Consider the following 18,307-nt stretch of genomic DNA (forward strand, 5'->3'; position numbering starts at 1 on the left):
CCCTTTGCCCGTCAGGCCTCCGGCCATTCCGTGATAAAACCCCTCGCCTTGTACGGCTCGATCTTGTCCCATTCGTGCAGCACGCGACGACGAAACTCGGTATCGGTGTGCCAGAGCGCGCGCGGCGCGGCAAAGCTGTCCACGGTCAGAAGCATCTTCTCAACCTCCGGCCAGTGCCGGTGCAGCGTCATCGGATAGCGCCGCGCGGTCCAGCTGTTGCCGAGGCAGATCACGCTGCGGATATTTTGCAAGCCAAGCGCCGCATCAATGATCGGCAGCGAGAAGATCACGTTCTCGCCAGTGTTCATTGCAAGATGCTCCTCGAGTATCCGGTCCGCCGGAATGCCCGCTTTGGTCATCGCCGCCTTGATGATGGTGCACTCGGATTGCTCCGAGCCCGGTGTCACACCGCCGCTGACAATCGACCAGCGGAACAGGCCCTCGCGCCACAGCCTTGCGGCGGTGTCGGCGCGCAAGCCGACGTCCTCGCGGGTGCCGAACATGAACAACAGGTCGGCCGGCCGGAGCGGCGTATCGATCAGATGCGTCCGGTTGATCTCGGCGATCTCATTCGCCGTAAGCGGGCGCGTGGCACGATGCAGGTCTGACATGGCCGCACGATGCGACACCGGCGCAGGGGCGCGAAGTCACGTTTGATTGCGGCCGATTGCACCTAAGACAGCAAGGCCTTCGGCACGTGATCAAAACTGTAGCTGTGCGGCTGGTTGCGCCGCACGAAGCCGCCGACCTGCCAGGCGAACAGGGCGGCAAAGCCGATGATGAACAGGGCGCCGGCGAACTCCCCGATTATGAGCGCGCGGATCAGAAGCCCAGTCATCGCCACCGTCAGCACCGCCAGGAAGGCCAGCACCGCCGCATAGGTCTTGCGGCCGAGGCCTGCGGTCAATTCGGCGCGGCTGCCGGCTTGCGCCATCCGTGCGTGCAATTCGATGATGAAATCGCGAAAACCGTTGTCCTGCGGCGCCATCAGCGCCGCGGTCTGCCAGCTCGTCGACAGGATCCTGACGCGGCCGCCGCCGGTGTGGCTGAGATCGGCGCGAAAGCGGTGCTGCTGCATCGACACCGGGCGAAACGACAGCCGGACCGCCGAGATCTCGTCATAGCGCCACAGGCCGGAGCGGCCGGCGATGTGCCAGGACAGGCCCGCGTCCGTCAGCTCGAAACGATGCGCCGAGCCGATCAGCGACGCCTTGTAGGCGTAGCTCGTGACCGACGGGCCTTGCGCTCCCGAAACCTGCATCCCCACAATCAATCCCGTCCGCGCAATCCCGCCTGCGATCGGCTTGCGCGATCGCCCTCGCCCATCCTACAAGCGGGGCATGGCTGAGACGACCTTTTTTCCGCGCCGACTGATTCTCGGCGCCGCCGTGATCTCCGGCGTCCTGCTCGCGCTCGCGGTGCACATGCTGGGCGCACGCTACGGGCTCGACCTCGGCGGGCTCTGGCATTCCGACACGCATGAATTCATACCCGCGGGCGCAGCGATCGCCTGGTGGCTGATTGCCACGGTCGGTTTCTCCGGCGGCTATTTCACCGCGACATTGATGCAGAGCGCCGTCTCCGGGCAGATCCCGCAGCGGATGCGGCAGTTCCTGATCGCGGTCGGCGTGCTGCTGCTTGCCGGTGCGGGTCAGGTGGCCTCGGCGCCGAGCCCGATCCCGACCGTCTCGGGCGTGCTCGCCGGGCTCGCTGCGCTATGTCTTGGCGCCGTGATGGCGTTCTGCGGCGCGCATTTCGCGCTGCGCCGCGGCTAGATATCAGGCCGATACGCGCAGCCGCGGCCGGTTCAGCATCAACGCGACATCGGATGCGGGCCGCGGCTTGCTGAAAAGATAGCCCTGCGCCTGGGTGCAGCCCTCGCGCCGCAGCAGCTCGAGCTGCGCGTCGTTCTCGACGCCTTCCGCCGTGGTGACGATGCCGAGGCTGCGCCCGAGGCCGGTCACGGCACGGATGATCGCCATGGAATCCTCGCGCGTCGCAAGCTCCGACACGAAGGAGCGGTCGATCTTGATCTTGTCGAACGGGAAGCTGCGCAGGTAGCTCAGCGACGAATAGCCGGTGCCGAAATCGTCGAGCGAGATCCGCACGCCCATGGCGCGCAGCTCGTGCAGGGTGGTCAGCGTCGCCTCGCTGTTCTGGAGCAGCACCGATTCGGTGATCTCGAGCTCGAGCCGGCGCGCCGCGAGCCCCGAGGCGGCCAGCGCATCGGTCACGGATGCGATCAGGTTCGGGCTCTTGAACTGCACCGGCGACAGGTTGACGGCGACATCGACATCGTCCGGCCAGGTGGCGGCGTCACTGCAGGCGCTGCGCAGCACGAACTCGCCGAGCTGGACGATGAGGCCGGTTTCCTCGGCCACCGGAATGAAGTTGATGGGGGCGATCAGGCCACGCTGCGGATGGTTCCAGCGCAGCAGCGCCTCGAAGGCGACGACGCGACCGCTGGCGACGTCGCGGATAGGCTGGTAGTACGCCTCGAACTCGTCGCGTAGCAACGCCGCCCGCAAGTCCATCTCCAGCAGCCGCCGCGCCTGCGCGCGCGCATCCATGCCGGTCTCGAAGAAGCGATAGGTGCCGCGGCCGTCCGCCTTGGCGCGGTACAGCGCGAGGTCGGCGTTCTTCAACAGCTCGTCCGGATTGTCGCTGTCCTGCGGCGACAGCGAGATGCCGATCGAGACGCCGATCACGATCTGATGGTCGTCGATCTCGTAAGGCGCGGAGATCACCTCGACGAGGCGGCCGGCAAGGGCTCGCGCCGCGGCTTCCTCGGAGCGCCCGATCTGGACCACAGCGAACTCGTCGCCACCGAGCCGCGCCACGGTGTCGCTCGCACCGACAGTGGCCTTCAGCCTGCGGCCGACTTCCTTGAGCAGGGCATCGCCGATGGGATGGCCGAGCGAGTCGTTGATGTCCTTGAAGTGATCGAGATCGAGGCACAGCACCGCGAGCTGGTCGCCCGACTTCGCCCGGCGCAGGCCCTGCTCGAGCTGTTCGTGGAACAGCACGCGGTTCGGAAGATTGGTCAGCGCGTCATGGCGCGCCATGTGCGAGATCTTGGCCTGCGCCTCCAGCCATTCGGTGATGTCCTCGAAGGTCGCGACCCAGCCGCCGCCATGCATCGGCTGGTTGACGACGCGGATGGAGCGACCGAACCGGGTGACGACCTGGCTGGTCGTGCGGCCCTCGCGCGCGTCGGCCACGAGGCGCGCGAAGAATTCGCCCGCATCGCCCTGCCACTGGCCCCTGGCCTGCTCTTCCCGCAGCACGTCGACGAGCAGGCGGCCGGCGAGCGGAATGTCGGTGCGGCCGAGCATTGCCGCGTAGCGCTCGTTGAAGAGCTGGATCTTGCCGTCCGCATCGAACATGCACAATCCCTGCGACATGTTCTCGAGCGCGGTATCCAGCACGACCTGCTGGCGTCCCAGTTCGCCCTTGGCGCGGCGGTCGAGCAGAGCTGCCGCGAGCGCGATCGCGATGATCGCAGCGGCGGCGCTGGCGGTGAGGATGGACAATGAGGCCGGCGGGATCGACAGGCCGCTGATCACGACCGCGGGATCCGGCGTCAGCTCCACGGCGCCCATGGCGGTGAAATGATGTGAGACGATGGCAAGCGTCAGCAGCACCGTCGCACCGAGCGCGCCCGCGAGGGTGTCGCGCCGCCCCGCAACGACCAGAGCAAGCGACCCGAGAACGATGCCGAGGATGATCGAGACCGTCACTGTGCCGGTCGTCCAGCCGACATGCGCGGGAATCTCGAGCGCCATCATGCCGGTGTAATGCATGGCGGCAACGCCGCCACCAACGACGGCGCCGCCGAGCGCAACCAAGCCCGCTTGCGCCACCGACACCGAGATGCTCAGTCCGATGAAGGTGACCGCGATCGCGAAGATCAGCGACAGGACCGTCAACGGAATATTGTAGGCGCCGCCCGCACCAGGCCCGTAAGCCTGCATCGCGATGAAATGGGTTGCCCAGATGCCGCTGCCGGCGACGACGGCATCAAGCGCGACCCACGATACACGAGCTCCCCCGCGCGCCGCACGCGCGCGGTGGAACAGGCTGATCGCCGCCGCGCTGGCGAGCAGACACACCGCTCCGCCGAGCGCGACCAGACGCCAGTCGTGCTGATCCGTCAGGCAGTAAAGAACTTGATACATTGCCGGCCCCTATTCCAACCGCACTAGAGCCGGCAGAGATGGACAGTCGGTAACCGGCTATGCGCCGGTTTCGGGAATGGTGAACAGAGAATGTGTGGGTTCGCTCACATTGAGCGCCCTTGCGCCTTTGCGTCAGGTGCATTTGCGCCGAGGCCGATCACGGCGGCGGCGAGCAGCAGGACGGCCGCCGATATGATTAGCGACTGGTGAAGGCCCGTCATGAATGCGCTGTCCGAGGCCACCAGCGAGCCGAACAGCGCGACGCCGAGCACGCTGCCGGTTTGCCGCGTCGCGTTCAGGACGCCGGCCGCGATGCCGGAGCGCGCCTTGTCGACGCTGCCGAGCAAGGTGGAGGTCAGCGGCGGCACCAGCAGGCCAAGTCCACCGCTGATCGCGATCATCTGCGCAAAGATCGCCCAGTAGCTGGTCCCGGCTTCGATCCAGAGCAGCCCGAGACAGCCGAGCGCCGAGATACAGGCGCCGACCACGATGGTCGGGCACGAGCCGATGCGCTCGGCTAGACGCGGCGCCAGCAGGTTGACGGGCAACACCGCCCCCATCATCGGCACGAAGGCGAGCCCGGTCCACCAGGCCGACAGCCCGTTGATCCCTTGGAAATACAGGCTCAACACGAAGATCAGGCCGTAGATCGCGATGTTGACGAGGAGGCCGACGATCGTGGTCAGGGTAAACAGCCGGTGACCGAATAGCGACAGCGGCAGCATCGGCTGCACGGTGCGGCTCTCGCGCCAGACGAAGAGCACCGCGAATGCGGCTGAGGCAACGAATGCTGCGATCACGGCTGGATGACTCCAGCCGAGCGCGCCAGCTTCGATTATTGCGCCGGCGAGCGCGCCCAACGCACCGATCGCAGCGAGCTGGCCGGGCAGATCGATCTCTCGCGCGCGCGACCGCGTGGTCTCGCTGGCGTAGCGCCAACTCAGCCACAGACCGGTAAGACCGATCGGCAGGTTGACCAGGAAGATCGCGCGCCAGCCGACCAGCGTGATCAGCGCGCCGCCGACGAAGGGACCGGCAGTGAGCGCCAGGCTGGCTCCGGCGGCCCAGACCGCCACGGCGCGGCCACGCTCGCGGTCGTCCGCATAGGCATGATTGAGCAGCGCCAGGGAATTCGGCACCAGGATCGCCGCCGCCAGCCCCTGCACCAGCCGCGCTGCGATCAGCACGGCCGCATTGGGCGACATCGCGCAGGCGAGCGAGGCCGCGGTGAAGATGGCGAATCCCGCCATGAAGATGCGCTTGGCGCCGATCCGATCGCCGAGCGCACCGGCGGTCAGAATGAAAGCGGCGAAGGCGATGGTGTAGGCGCTGACTACCCATTGCAGCTCGGCGACGCCGCCGCCGAGCGATTTGCCCATCGCATCCAGCGCGGTGTTGACGATGGTGACGTCGAGCTGGACCACGCCATAGCCGAGGCTCATCGCGGCGAGCGTGAGGGAGGTTGCAAGGCGCGAGCCGGCACGCTGCGCGCTGGCGCGGTCGTCGAGAGGTTCATATTTGATGGTGCTGGCTCGCATGCTGCCGCCTCGGTTGCAGCCCCATGCGAAACATACGCTTTCAGCCCGCCATCATGTTTCGACGATGACCGAATGATGGATGCGTCATATGCGAACGCCGCGCGGATGACCGCGCGACGCCTTTCGCGGCAACGCCGGGTCCTAGCTCGCCGCGCGCAGGTTGACCTTGCTCTCGGCGAGCGTGGTCAGCTTCCTGTCGGTCGCCTTCTCTTCTTCCAGCGTCTTGGCGAGCACGGTGGCGCAGTCGTTGCGGCCGAGCTGCTTGGCCCAGGCGATCAAGCTGCCGTAGCGGACGATCTCGTAATGCTCCGCGGCCTGGGCCGCATTGATCAGGGCGGCGTCCAGGACCGCCTTGTCGGCGACTTCACCAGCGGTCTCGTCGGCTTCCTCGATGATGCCGTCGATAGCCGGGCAGTCGACCGCCTTCACCTGCGCGCCGTGCATCTTGAACACTTCCTCAAGCCGCTTGACGTGCTGCTCGGTTTCTTCGAGGTGCGTCAAAAAGCCCTGCTTCAACTGCGGATCGGTGGCCTTATCTGCCATTTTCGGCAGCGCCTTGGTGAGCTGCTGCTCGGCATAATAGATGTCCTGAAGCTGGTGCACGAACAGGTCGTTCATGGTCTTGATGTCTTTTGTGAACAGTCCCATCGTTCCGATCCTCGCGGTTTCGGGAACACGGAGGCGTCGGCTCGCACGAAAAGCCGATGATTCCGCCATGTTCGATTGCTGATGGAGCGCTAACCGGCGCACGGTACCGACGTTCCAAAAAACCTCGCATCGCTTGCGCTGGAACAATGCCGACTGCGGGCGGACACGAGATTATGTCAAGATGCGGACGCGCGTTCCAGGCAAGTGCCTCGACTCATATGCTTAACGCGCGCCCGATGTGAACCACATATGACAAAAGCGGCGGTCCACCGCAGAACCTATCGGTCGAACGCAGAACCTATCGTTGTCAAGGGCTGCACAAGTCGCTGTTTTTGCCTTAAATGAGCTACATCATGCCTAGCGGTCGAAGCCCATTTCGGGCAGTGATCGCACCCGACCGGCCAATGTCTGGCCGATCGGTCTTGCCCCCCGCCGGGAGGATGAATGCACGGACTGCTGCCCGCGCTGAAGCGCGGCTTCAAGAGATGGATCGGCTGGCGACGGCTCGGTGTTGCTGCGAGCGTCTTCATCATCGCCTTCGCGATCACCACGCTTGCGCGCACTCTCAAGGACATCGATACCGGCGTCATCCTGACCGCGTTGACCGAGATTCCCCGCGGGAATATCGGGCTGGCGGCGATCTGCGTCGTCTTCGCGTTCTGTACGCTGACCTTCTACGACTATTTTGCACTGCGAACGATCGGCAAGAAGCATGTGCCCTATCGCATCGCAGCACTCTCCAGCTTCACGTCCTATTCGATCGGCCACAACATCGGCGCCACCGTTTTTACCGGCGGCGCGATCCGCTTCCGGATCTATTCGGACTACGGGCTGAACGCGATCGACGTCGCGAAAATCTGCTTCCTCTCGGGCCTGACCTTCTGGCTCGGTAACATCTTCGTGCTCTCGATCGGCATGGTCATCCATCCGGATGCCGCCTCATCGATGGATCAACTCCCGTCGTCGATCAACCGGCTGATCGGGCTCGGCGGCCTCGCCTCGATCGGCGCCTATCTGGTCTGGCTCTGCATGGGCGAGAAGCGCCGCGAGCTCGGCCAGAAGGGCTGGAAGGTGGTGCTGCCCTCGGCGCCGCTGACGCTGGTCCAGATCCTGATCGGCGTGGTCGATCTCGGCTTCTGCGCGACGGCGATGTACCTGCTGATGCCGGCCAATCCGCCGATCGACTTCATGTCGCTGGCGGTGGTGTTCATCCTGGCGACGCTGATCGGCTTTGCCAGCCACGCGCCCGGCTCGATCGGCGTGTTCGACGTCGCCATGCTGGTCGCGCTGCCCGAATTCGGCCGCGAGCAGCTTTTGGCGACCCTGCTGGTCTTCCGCATCCTCTATTTCGTGATCCCGTTCGGCCTCGCCATCTCCATCATGGGCGCGCGCGAGCTCTGGATGAACGTGGTCGAGCCCTGGCAGGAGCGGCGGCGGCTGGCCGAGGCCTGCGCGCAGGCCAACCTGCCCAAGCAGGTCGCAGCGATGGAACGCGAGCGGTCGTTGCGACAGGCCAGCAAGCGGTAAGGCGGGCGGGCGCCCGTCAGACAGAGGTTGCGGGCGGAGCGGCAATGCTCTCTTATTTCCGCCTCAACTTTGCCGTTGAACACGCGGGTCATGATCCCTTTTTCCTTTCGTACCCTTCCCGCAGGCCTCCTGCTGCTTGCCGGGATTCTGACGTCTTTGCCGCTCGAGCGCGCCGCCGCGCAGAGCGCCGGTGCCATGCAAATATCGTGGGAGGTGCGCAACCGCTTCCGCCTGTTCCGCGAGGAGCGCGACTTCCTGCTCCATGTCGAGAACGCGCGTAACCGCAGCATCCTCGCCGCAGAGCAGTCGCTGGAGCTCCAGAGCGAGGGCCGCGGCTGGGCCCGCAACATGGTCAACCGGCTCTGCATCGACCTGCAGGGCCGGGTCAACCAGCCCTGCACCCGCGACAACGTCAAAGAGAACTACATCACCCCGACCGACCATCCGGTGACCGTGCGCCTGACCGGCGCGGTTCCGGTCGGCGCCACCTGCGCCTGGTCGTTCGACGACGGCGACGGGCCGCAGACCTCGACTTTCGATTGCGCAGAGCCGATCAACCTGCGCGTCCGCTACGGCAAGCAGACGGTCGCGAGCGTCGACGTCTCCTCCGGTTCCGATCCGACCCAGCGCGTCCAGGCCGAGATCCAGGTCCGCGACATCTTCGTTGCCGGGCTCGGCGACAGCATCGCCTCCGGCGAAGGCAACCCGGACCGGCCGCTGGCGCTGTCGGACGAGGGGTTCTGCTTCCGCTCCTATCTCGGTACCGCCGGTGCGCAGTACTACCGGCCGAGCCGCGCCGGCTATAAAGGCGGCCGCGCCTGCGAGGCACCCGACACGCTCGCGAACTGGCAGCATTACGGCGCGCTCTGGTTCAACTCGCCCTGCCACCGCTCGCTCTACAGCTACCAGGCCCGCACGGCTCTCGCGCTCGCGGTGCGCTACACCCACATCGCGGTGACCTTTCTGCCGCTCGCCTGCACCGGCGCCAGCATCGGCGACGGACTGCTGGGCTCGCAGCGCGCCCGCGAATGCCCGCCCGGCAAGACCGGCGTCTGCAACACCAGCGTGAACGCACAGGTCGCCGAGCTGCGCGAGGCGCTCACCGCGGCAAAAAAGCGCCAGCCGGACCGCACGCTCGATCTCGTGCTGCTCTCGGTCGGTGCCAATGACGTCTATTTCTCCGGCCTCGTCGCCGACGTCATCGTCGACACCGCGACCGAGCGCGCGCTATTCCGCCGCTCCGGCGTGATGGCGAGCGTCGACGATTCCCGTGATGCGCTGGCGCGCGAGCTGCCACAGAATTTCGTCAAGCTGCGCGAGGCGCTGAAGCCGCTCGTCGGTGGCGACCTCTCGCACGTGGTCTATGTCTCCTACGCCAATCCCGCGCTCACCGATGGCGGCGTCCCCTGCCGCGGCGGCCGCGCCGGGTTCGACATTCATCCATCCTTCAACGCCGATCCGCAGCGCCTGGCCCGCGTCTCGACCTTCGTCGACACCGAATTCCTGCCGCAGCTGAAGGGGCTCGCGACCTGCACGCGCGGGGCGCTGTGCCGCGATCCCGAAGCCGACCGCATGACCTTCGTGGATTCGCATCAGGCGACGTTCGCCGATCACGGCTTCTGCGCCCATGCGGGCAACGATCCCGAATTCGACCGCACGTGCTTCGCCGAAAACGGTCAGAGCTTCAATCCCGATATCGTGAGCGCAGCGAGCCAGCCGATGCTGTGCGGCCGCGGCGCCTCGGAATATCGCGCCTACCTGCCGCGCGCGCGCTGGATCCGCGATGCCAATGACAGCTATTTTGCCGCGATGACCTATCCGCAAGGTCTGCCGGCGGCGAGCCAGCCGACCGACATCCACGACGCCACCTGGGGCGTGCTGTCCGCCGTCTACGGCGGCGCCGTGCATCCAAGCGCAGAAGGCCACGCCGCGATGGCGGACGCCGCACTGCCGGCCGCGAGCAGCGTGCTCGGCCTCGATGCCGTGCCGCCCGGCGTGACGCGCGGACTATTGGCGCCGCTGCTGGGCACGCAGCAGTAGCACGACACTGCTCCCACATACTCGGTGTCATCGCCCGCGAAGGCGGGCGATCCAGTACTCTGTGACAGCGGTGATTGAATCGAGAGGCTGCGGCGTACTGGATTCCCCGCTTGCCGCCTACGCTGAAGCTTCGGCGCCCCTGGACTGAAGCCCCGGCGAAGCCTTGGCGTAGCCGGGTCGCGGGAATGACGGTGGTGTGCGGAGCACGACCTCGCGCATCACAATCGCACATTCTCGTCACCTCGTGATCGTTCCCCGCACCTGCCGTTCCATCAATCCAAAAACGGCATCGATCGATACTCCCTTGAACTTGGACACTTTGCCGCGCGCGCCTCTAGGAGTCGCAGTGAGGAAACATTTCGAGTTCTAAGGAGGCGCGTGATGAGCGCAGTGGTGTCGTCCGCAGCGGACGTGAGGAGGTCTCGCGTCAGGCTGTTCATCGTGACCATGTTGTTCCTGGTCACGACCGTGAATTATGCCGACCGCGCCACGCTGTCGATCGCGGGCCCCGCGCTCTCGAAGGAGCTGCATCTCGATCCCGTCGCCATGGGCTGGATCTTCTCGGCCTTCGGCTGGTCCTATGTCGTGGCGCAGGTGCCGGGCGGCTGGCTGCTCGACCGCTACGGCTCGCGCCTCGTCTATGCCTTCAGCATCATCGTCTGGTCGCTGTTCACGATGATGCAGGGCTGGGTCGGCTTCCTCAGCGCCGGCGCCGCCATCATCGTGCTGTTCGCACTTCGCCTCCTAGTCGGCGTCGCGGAAGCGCCCTCCTTCCCCGCCAATGCCCGCATCGTCGCGGCCTGGTTTCCCGGCAACGAGCGCGGCACCGCGTCGGCCTTCTTCAATTCCGGACAGTATTTCGCCACCGTGATCTTCGCGCCGCTGATGGGCTGGATCGCGCATGATTACGGCTGGCGCTTCGTGTTCTTCGTGATGGGTGGGCTCGGCGTCATCATGGGCCTGGTCTGGATCAAGACCGTCTACGGCCCGAAGGAGCATCCCGGCATCAACGAGGCCGAGTTCGATTACATCAAGGAAGGCGGCGCGCTGGTCGATCTCGATGCGCCCAAAAACGATCTGATGCAGGAGCGTGCGCCCGAGTCCGGCTCCGGCTGGGACCACATCCGCCAGTTGCTCTCCAACCGCATGATGCTCGGCGTCTATCTCGGCCAGTACTGCATCAACACGCTGACCTATTTCTTCCTGACCTGGTTCCCGGTCTACCTCGTCAAGGAGCGCGGCCTGTCGATCCTGCAAGCCGGCTTCGTCGCGACGCTGCCGGCGCTGTGCGGCTTCATCGGCGGCGTGCTCGGCGGCGTCATCTCCGACGCCATCCTGCGCAAGACCGGTTCGCTCACCATGGCGCGCAAGATCCCGATCGTCGGCGGCATGCTGCTGTCGATGTCGATCATCGCCTGCAACTATGTCGACGGACAGGCGCTGGTGGTCGGTTTCATGGCGCTCGCCTTCTTCGGTAAGGGCATCGGCGCGCTCGGCTGGGCGGTCGTCTCCGACACCTCGCCCAAGGAAGCCGGCGGCGTCTCCGGTGGCCTGTTCAACACCTTCGGCAACCTCTCCTCGATCAGCACCCCGATCGTGATCGGCTACATCCTGGCGGCGACCGGCTCATTCAACGGCGCACTGCTGTTCGTCGGCGCCAATGCGCTGGTGGCCGCGTTCGCCTATCTCGTGGTGGTCGGCAAGATCGAGCGAGTGGTGCTCAAACGTTCCTCCTGAGGGCTCCCACGGGAGCTTGACCAGGCAACTCAACGGCGGCTCCTCAGCCGCCGTCTTTGTTTTGGGGATGATCGATGCTAGAAGTGCCGGGGAAACGCCTTATTCATCTAAGGCATGTATCGATGTTCGACCTCAACCAGCTCCGCTGTTTCGTCACGGTGGCCGAAGAACTGCATTTCGGTCGCGCCGCCGCGCGGCTGAACATGACCCAGCCACCGCTGTCGCGGCAGATCCAAGTGCTCGAGCACATCATCGATGCGCCGTTGCTGGAGCGCACCAGCCGCTCGGTGCGCCTGACGCCGGCGGGGCGCAGCTTCCTGCCGGAGGCAAGGCGCATCCTGAAGCTTGCGGAAAGCGCCTCGCAAGTCGCCCGCCGCATCGCGCTCGGCAAGACCGGCTCGGTCAAGATCGGCTTCACCGCGGCCGCCGCCTATGGCTTCCTCCCCGAGCTCGTCGCGGCCTGCCGCGCCAAGCTGCCCGAGGTGGATTTCTCGCTGAAGGAGATGGTCTCGGGCGACCAGTTCGAGGCGCTGACCTCGGGTCAGATTGATGCCGGCCTGCTCAGGCCGCCGATCGCCCGCCCCGAGCTGACCAGCCGCCGCGTCGTCGCCGAGCCCCTCCTCGCCGCGATCCCGAAGAAGCATCCGCTGGCCAATGCCGAGACCATCACCATCAAGGACTTCGACGACCAGCCCTTCGTGATGTACTCGCCCTATGAGAGCCGATATTTCCACGATCTCCTGGTGGCGCTGTTCACCCGCGCCGACGTGCTGCCGCGCTACGTCCAGCATCTGAGCCAGATCCATTCGATCCTCGCCATGGTCCGCGCCGGCCTCGGCCTTGCCATCGTGCCGGCCGCGGCTGCGAGCCTGAAGATCTCCGACGTGCGGTTGCGGCCGCTGAAGCTGCGCACGCGCGTGCCCGTCGAGCTGTTCATGGTCTGGCGCCGCGACGACGAGAACCCGCTGCTCTCCGCGCTGGTCAAGATCGCAGGCGAATTGTCCTCCGCGGAGGTGGCGGACGATTGATGCTCAATCCGCATCGGTCGATATAGGCTTTGGCTTGGACGCGCATCGAACGGTCTCCTAAACAACGGCGCATGGACGCGCAGGCCTCGGCCCGCGTCCTCCACAACACGCAATTAAGGGAGCAGCGCCCATGAGCAAGATGACCCCGCAGGAAATGGCCCAGAAGATCGGATCGGGCCTCCTGTCCTTCCCCGTCACGCCCTTCAAGGCGGACTATTCCTTCGATGAGGCGACCTACCGCGCAAACATGGACTGGCTGTGCGGCTATGACGTTGCCGGCCTGTTCGCCGCCGGCGGCACCGGCGAGTTCTTCTCGCTGACGCCGACCGAGGTTCCGCAGGTGGTCAAGATCGCCGTTGACGAGACCAAGGGCCGCGTGCCCGTGCTCGCCGGCACCGGCTACGGCACCGCCACCGCGCGCGAGATCGCGATCGGTGCGGAAAAGGCCGGCGCCGACGGCCTGTTGCTGCTGCCGCCCTATCTGACCCATTCCGAGCAGGACGGCCTTGCCGCCCACGTGGAAGCGATCTGCGCCGCCGTGAAGATCGGCGTCATCGTCTACAACCGCGACAACGCCATCCTGCAGCCCGATACGCTCGCCCGCCTCGCCGAGCGCTGCCCGAACCTCGTCGGCTACAAGGACGGTATCGGCGACATCGAGCTGATGACCCGCGTCTACACCAAGCTCGGCGACCGCCTCACCTATATCGGCGGCCTGCCGACCGCGGAAACCTTCGCGCTGCCCTATCTCGACATGGGCGTGACGACCTATTCCTCGGCCGTGTTCAACTTCGTTCCGGAATTCGCCACCAACTTCTACGCCGCGGTGCGCAAGCGCGACCATGAGACGATCCATGCCGGCCTGAAGAACTTCATCCTGCCGCTGATCGCGATCCGCAACCGCAAGAAGGGCTATGCGGTCTCGATCATCAAGGCCGGCATGAAGGTGATCGGTCGCGATTCCGGCCCCGTCCGCCCGCCGCTCACCGATCTGTCCGAGCAGGAGATGGCGGAACTGACCGCACTGGTGAAGAATCTGCCCGCCATCCGATCGTCACAACAGGCTGCAGAATAGCAGACAACAACAGGGAGGAGCGTGCGATGGCCCAGACTGAGGTTTCTGGCGCACCGGTCGTCACATCGATGCAGGTGATCCCGGTCGCGGGCCGCGACAGCATGCTCCTCAACCTGAGCGGCGCGCACGCGCCGTTCTTCACCCGCAACATCGTCATCCTCACCGACAATTCCGGACACACCGGCGTCGGCGAGGTGCCGGGCGGGCAAAAGATCTGGCAGACGCTCCAGGATGCCCGCGATCTCGTGATCGGCAAGACCGTCGGCGCGATGAACAACATCCTCGCCGACGTCCGCACGGCGTTCGCCGACCGAGATGCCGGCGGCCGCGGCAAGCAGACGTTCGACCTGCGCGTGATGATCCATGCGGTCACGGCGATCGAGTCCGCGCTGCTCGACCTGCTCGGCCAGCACCTCAACCTGCCCGTCGCGGCGCTGCTCGGCGAAGGCCAGCAGCGCAAGAGCGTCGAGACGCTCGGCTATCTCTTCTTCGTCGGCGATCGCCGCAGGTCGAAGCTCGATTACACCAAGGGCGAGACCGGCAAGCCCGAATGGTTCAACCTGCGCCACCAGGAGGCGATGACGCCGGAGACCGTGGTGCGGCTCGCGGAAGCCACCCACGACCACTACGGCTTCGCGGACTTCAAGCTCAAGGGCGGCGTGCTCCGCGGCGAGCAGGAGATCGAGGCCGTCACCGCCATCGCAAAACGCTTCCCCAACGCACGCGTCACGCTCGACCCCAACGGCGCATGGTCGCTCGACGAGGCGATCAGCCTCTGCAAGGACATGCACGGCATTCTCGCCTATGCCGAGGATCCCTGCGGCGCCGAGGCCGGCTTCTCCGGCCGCGAGATCATGGCCGAGTTCCGCCGCGCCACGGGCCTGCCGACCGCGACCAACATGATCGCGACCGACTGGCGCCAGCTCTCCCACGCGCTGCGCCTGGGCGCGGTGGACATTCCGCTGGCCGATCCCCATTTCTGGACCATGCAGGGCTCGGTACGCGTTGCCCAGACCTGCCGTGACAACGGTCTGACCTGGGGCTCGCACTCCAACAATCACTTTGACATTTCGCTCGCGATGTTCACCCATGTCGGCGCCGCCGCGCCCGGCAAGGTCACCGCGATCGACACCCACTGGATCTGGCAGGACGGCCAGGCGCTGACCAAGGAGCCGCTCCAGATCAAGGGCGGCAAGATCGCCGTGCCCGAGCGGCCGGGCCTCGGCATCGAAATCGACCGCCCGGCCATCGAAGCCGCGCATGAGCTTTACAAGAAGCATGGACTCGGCGCCCGCGATGACGCTACTGCCATGCAGGACCTGATCCCCGGCTGGACCTTTGACGACAAGCGTCCCTGCCTCGTGCGTTAAGAAAATCTCGGAGGACTACATGACTGCGATCCTGAAGAACTTCATCGGCGGCGAATGGGTCGACGGCTCCGGCGTCACCAAGAACATCAACCCCTCCAACACCAACGATCTCGTCGGCGAATACGCCAAGGCCGACAAGGCGCAGACCGAGAAGGCGATCGCGGCAGCCAAGGCCGCCTTCCCCGCCTGGGCGCAGTCGACGCCGCAGGTGCGCTATGACGCGCTGAACAAGATTTCTCTCGAAATCCTCGCCCGCAAGGAAGAGCTCGGCCGCCTGCTCGCCCGCGAGGAAGGCAAGACGCTCCCCGAGGGCATCGGCGAGGTCGCCCGTGCCGGCCAGATCTTTGCATTCTTCGCCGGCGAGGCGCTGCGCCTGATCGGCGAAAAGGGCGCCTCGGTGCGTCCCGGCCTCGACGTCGAGCTGACCCGTGAGCCGGTCGGCGTCGTCGGCATGATCACGCCCTGGAATTTCCCGATCGCGATCCCGGCCTGGAAGATCGCGCCCGCGCTCTGCTACGGCAACACCGTGGTGTTCAAGCCGGCCGAGCTGGTGCCGGGCTCGGCGCATGCGCTGTCCGAGATCATCACCCGTTCCGGCATTCCGGCCGGCGTGTTCAACCTCGTGGTCGGCTCCGGCTCCGTGGTCGGCCAGACCCTGCTCGATCACCCGGATGTGGCCGCGATCTCCTTCACCGGCTCGGTGCAGACCGGCCGCAAGATCGCGCAGGCTTGCGTGCTCTCGAACCCGATGAAGAAGTTCCAGCTCGAGATGGGCGGCAAGAATCCGCTGGTCGTGCTTGACGACGCGGACCTCAAGACCGCCGTCGAGGTCGCCGTCAACGGCGCCTATTTCTCGACCGGTCAGCGCTGCACCGCCTCCTCCCGCCTGATCGTCACCGAAGGCATCCACGATCGCTTCGTCGCGGCGGTGTCCGAGCGCCTCAACAGCCTGTCGGTGGACGACGCGCTCAAGGCCGGCGTGCATATCGGCCCGGTCGTCGACCAGAGCCAGCTCGACCAGGACCTGCGCTACATCAAGATCGGCCAGGACGAGGGCGCCAAGCTCGCCTTCGGCGGCGAGCTGCTCAAGCGCGAGACGCCCGGCCACTACCTCCAGCCGGCGCTGTTCACCGAGGCCAACAACAACATGCGCATCGCGCGCGAGGAGATTTTCGGCCCCGTCGCCGCCGTCATCCGCGCCAAGAACTACGAGGAAGCGCTGGCAATCTCCAACGACACCGAGTTCGGCCTCGCCTCGGGCATCTGCACCACCAGCCTGAAATACGCCTCGCACTACAAGCGCAACAGCGAGTCCGGCATGGTGATGGTCAACCTGCCGACCGCCGGCGTCGACTATCACGTGCCGTTCGGCGGCCGGAAGGGTTCGAGCTACGGCGCCCGCGAGCAGGGCTCCTATGCCCGCGAGTTCTACACGACGGTGAAGACGGCCTATACCTATCCGGGCTAACCACGGGGAAGATATTGTAGGGCGGGCAAAGCGAAGCGTGCCCACCAAGGTCTCAATCGGGAAAGATGGTGGGCACGGCGCGTTGCGCCTTTGCCCACCCTACGACTTCGGAGGCGAGCGCAGATGGACCAGGACGTCGCAGCGAAAGAGCAGCCCCGCTACATCAAGCTCAACGAGCGCGACAATGTCGCGATCGTGGTCAATGATTTCGGGCTTCCCGCCGGCTCCCGCTTCGCCAGCGGCCTGACGCTGCGCGCCTTCGTGCCGCAAGGACACAAGACGGCGCTGGTCGACATCGCGCAAGACGCGCCGATCGTCCGCTATGGCGAGATCATCGGCTATGCGCTCTCGCCGATCCTGGCCGGCGAATGGGTCGATGAAGCGCGCATCCGCATGCCCGAGGCCCCTGCCCTCGACAAGCTGGAAATCTCGACCGCCGTCCCCGCGCCGCTGCCGCCGCTCGAAGGCTTTACCTTCGAAGGCTTTCGCAACACCGACGGCTCGGTCGGCACCAAGAACATCCTCGGCATCTCCTCCTCCGTGCAATGCGTCAAGGGCACGATGGAATACGCCGTGAAGCGCATCCGCGCCGAGCTGCTGCCGAAATACCCGAACGTCGACGACGTCGTGCCGCTGACGCACGCCTATGGCTGCGGCGTCGCCATCAATGCCCCTGACGCGGTGGTGCCGATCCGCACGCTGCAGAACATCGCGCAGAACCCGAATTTCGGCGGCGAGATTTTGGTCATCAGCCTTGGATGCGAAAAGCTCGCGCCCGAGCGGCTGGTGCCGGAAGGCGTCAGCGATGCCATCGTGCGCATGCAGGACGAAGCCTTCGACGGCTTTGGCGCCATCGTCGACGCGATCATGACCCAGGCCGAAGCGCGCCTGAAAATCCTCAACACCCGCACCCGCGAAACCTGCCCGGCCTCCGACCTCGTCATCGGCCTGCAGTGCGGCGGCAGCGATGCCTTCTCCGGCGTCACCGCCAACCCCGCGCTGGGCTTTGCGGCGGACCTGCTGGTGCGCGCCGGCGCGACCGTGATGTTCTCCGAGGTCACCGAAGTCCGCGACGCGATCCAGCTCCTCACCCGCCGCGCCATCAACGAGGACGTCGGCCGCGCGCTGGTGCGCGAGATGGCCTGGTACGACTCTTATCTCGCCCGCGGCGGCGCCGATCGCAGCGCCAACACCACGCCCGGCAACAAGAAGGGCGGCCTCGCCAACATCGTCGAAAAGTCACTCGGCTCGATCGTCAAGTCCGGCTCGTCTGCCATCACCGGCGTACTCTCGCCCGGCGAGAAGGCGACCCAGAAGGGCATGCTGTTCGCGGCAACGCCCGCCTCCGACTTCATCTGCGGCACGCTGCAGCTCGCCTCCGGCATGACGCTGCAAGTGTTCACCACTGGCCGCGGCACGCCTTACGGTCTTGCCGCCGCGCCTGTGATCAAGGTCGCGACCCGCACCGAGCTCGCACGGCGCTGGAAGGATCTGATCGACTTCGACGCGGGCGGCATCGCCACCGGCGAGAAGACCATCGAGGAAACCGGCTGGGACCTGTTCCGCCTGATCCTCGACGTCGCCTCCGGCCGCACAAAACCGTGGTCGGACCGCTGGGGCATCCACAACGACCTCACGCTGTTCAACCCGGCGCCGGTGACCTGACGGCGGCCAGCCGGCAAAAGAACCAAGAGGACG

14 protein-coding genes are annotated in these 18,307 nt (G+C 65.9%); 9 read left to right on the forward strand and 5 right to left on the reverse strand.

The window, feature by feature from the left end; all coding sequences use genetic code 11:
- Window positions 1–11: 11 nt before the first annotated feature.
- Window positions 12–611, reverse strand: a complete 600-nt coding sequence (locus AB7008_RS33565; RefSeq protein ID WP_441260173.1) for a YdcF family protein — start codon at window positions 609–611, stop codon at window positions 12–14.
- A 62-nt stretch (window positions 612–673) separates the two neighbouring features.
- Window positions 674–1,261, reverse strand: a complete 588-nt coding sequence (locus AB7008_RS33570) for a hypothetical protein (protein WP_441260174.1) — start codon at window positions 1,259–1,261, stop codon at window positions 674–676.
- A gap of 79 nt (window positions 1,262–1,340) precedes the next feature.
- On the opposite strand from AB7008_RS33570, the gene AB7008_RS33575 reads away from it, so the two are divergent.
- Window positions 1,341–1,775, forward strand: coding sequence for a hypothetical protein (locus AB7008_RS33575; RefSeq protein WP_041954698.1), 435 nt, complete (start codon window positions 1,341–1,343; stop codon window positions 1,773–1,775).
- Window positions 1,776–1,778: 3 nt separating this feature from the next.
- Here AB7008_RS33575 and AB7008_RS33580 read toward each other — a convergent pair whose 3' ends face one another.
- The 3 genes from AB7008_RS33580 to AB7008_RS33590 form a co-directional block, all read right to left on the reverse strand.
- A complete protein-coding gene (locus tag AB7008_RS33580; protein ID WP_441260175.1) occupies window positions 1,779–4,178 on the reverse strand; it encodes a bifunctional diguanylate cyclase/phosphodiesterase in 2,400 nt (799 codons plus the stop codon).
- Between the two features lie 104 nt (window positions 4,179–4,282).
- A complete protein-coding gene (locus AB7008_RS33585) occupies window positions 4,283–5,716 on the reverse strand; it encodes an MFS transporter (protein WP_441260176.1) in 1,434 nt (477 codons plus the stop codon).
- Window positions 5,717–5,857: 141 nt separating this feature from the next.
- Window positions 5,858–6,364, reverse strand: coding sequence for a YciE/YciF ferroxidase family protein (locus tag AB7008_RS33590; RefSeq protein ID WP_441260177.1), 507 nt, complete (start codon window positions 6,362–6,364; stop codon window positions 5,858–5,860).
- Between the two features lie 444 nt (window positions 6,365–6,808).
- Here AB7008_RS33590 and AB7008_RS33595 point away from each other — a divergent pair, with 444 nt between their 5' ends.
- From AB7008_RS33595 to garD, 8 genes are all read left to right on the forward strand, one after another.
- A complete protein-coding gene (locus AB7008_RS33595) occupies window positions 6,809–7,891 on the forward strand; it encodes a lysylphosphatidylglycerol synthase transmembrane domain-containing protein (protein WP_028158294.1) in 1,083 nt (360 codons plus the stop codon).
- Between the two features lie 90 nt (window positions 7,892–7,981).
- Window positions 7,982–9,931, forward strand: coding sequence for a hypothetical protein (locus tag AB7008_RS33600; RefSeq protein WP_441260178.1), 1,950 nt, complete (start codon window positions 7,982–7,984; stop codon window positions 9,929–9,931).
- 381 nt (window positions 9,932–10,312) lie between these two features.
- Entirely contained in the window at window positions 10,313–11,668 is a 1,356-nt protein-coding gene (locus tag AB7008_RS33605) for an MFS transporter (RefSeq protein WP_028148546.1), read from the forward strand.
- A 122-nt stretch (window positions 11,669–11,790) separates the two neighbouring features.
- On the forward strand, window positions 11,791–12,696 hold the full coding sequence (locus tag AB7008_RS33610) for a LysR substrate-binding domain-containing protein (RefSeq protein ID WP_014493966.1): 906 nt from the start codon (window positions 11,791–11,793) through the stop codon (window positions 12,694–12,696).
- Window positions 12,697–12,826: 130 nt separating this feature from the next.
- Window positions 12,827–13,771: a 5-dehydro-4-deoxyglucarate dehydratase gene (gene kdgD, locus AB7008_RS33615; protein ID WP_014493965.1), complete on the forward strand. Its 945-nt coding sequence runs from the start codon at window positions 12,827–12,829 to the stop codon at window positions 13,769–13,771.
- 26 nt (window positions 13,772–13,797) lie between these two features.
- The gene (gudD, locus tag AB7008_RS33620) at window positions 13,798–15,141 is read left to right on the forward strand and encodes a glucarate dehydratase (RefSeq protein ID WP_441260179.1); all 1,344 of its coding nucleotides are present in this window, start codon (window positions 13,798–13,800) and stop codon (window positions 15,139–15,141) included.
- A gap of 19 nt (window positions 15,142–15,160) precedes the next feature.
- Window positions 15,161–16,609, forward strand: coding sequence for an aldehyde dehydrogenase family protein (locus AB7008_RS33625; RefSeq protein ID WP_041954682.1), 1,449 nt, complete (start codon window positions 15,161–15,163; stop codon window positions 16,607–16,609).
- 123 nt (window positions 16,610–16,732) lie between these two features.
- Window positions 16,733–18,274: a galactarate dehydratase gene (gene garD, locus AB7008_RS33630; RefSeq protein WP_441260180.1), complete on the forward strand. Its 1,542-nt coding sequence runs from the start codon at window positions 16,733–16,735 to the stop codon at window positions 18,272–18,274.
- The last annotated feature ends 33 nt before the right edge of the window (window positions 18,275–18,307 follow it).

It is taken from the genome of Bradyrhizobium sp. 521_C7_N1_3 (assembly GCF_052075975.1).
In the GTDB taxonomy this organism is placed as follows: Bacteria; Pseudomonadota; Alphaproteobacteria; order Rhizobiales; family Xanthobacteraceae; genus Bradyrhizobium; species Bradyrhizobium japonicum.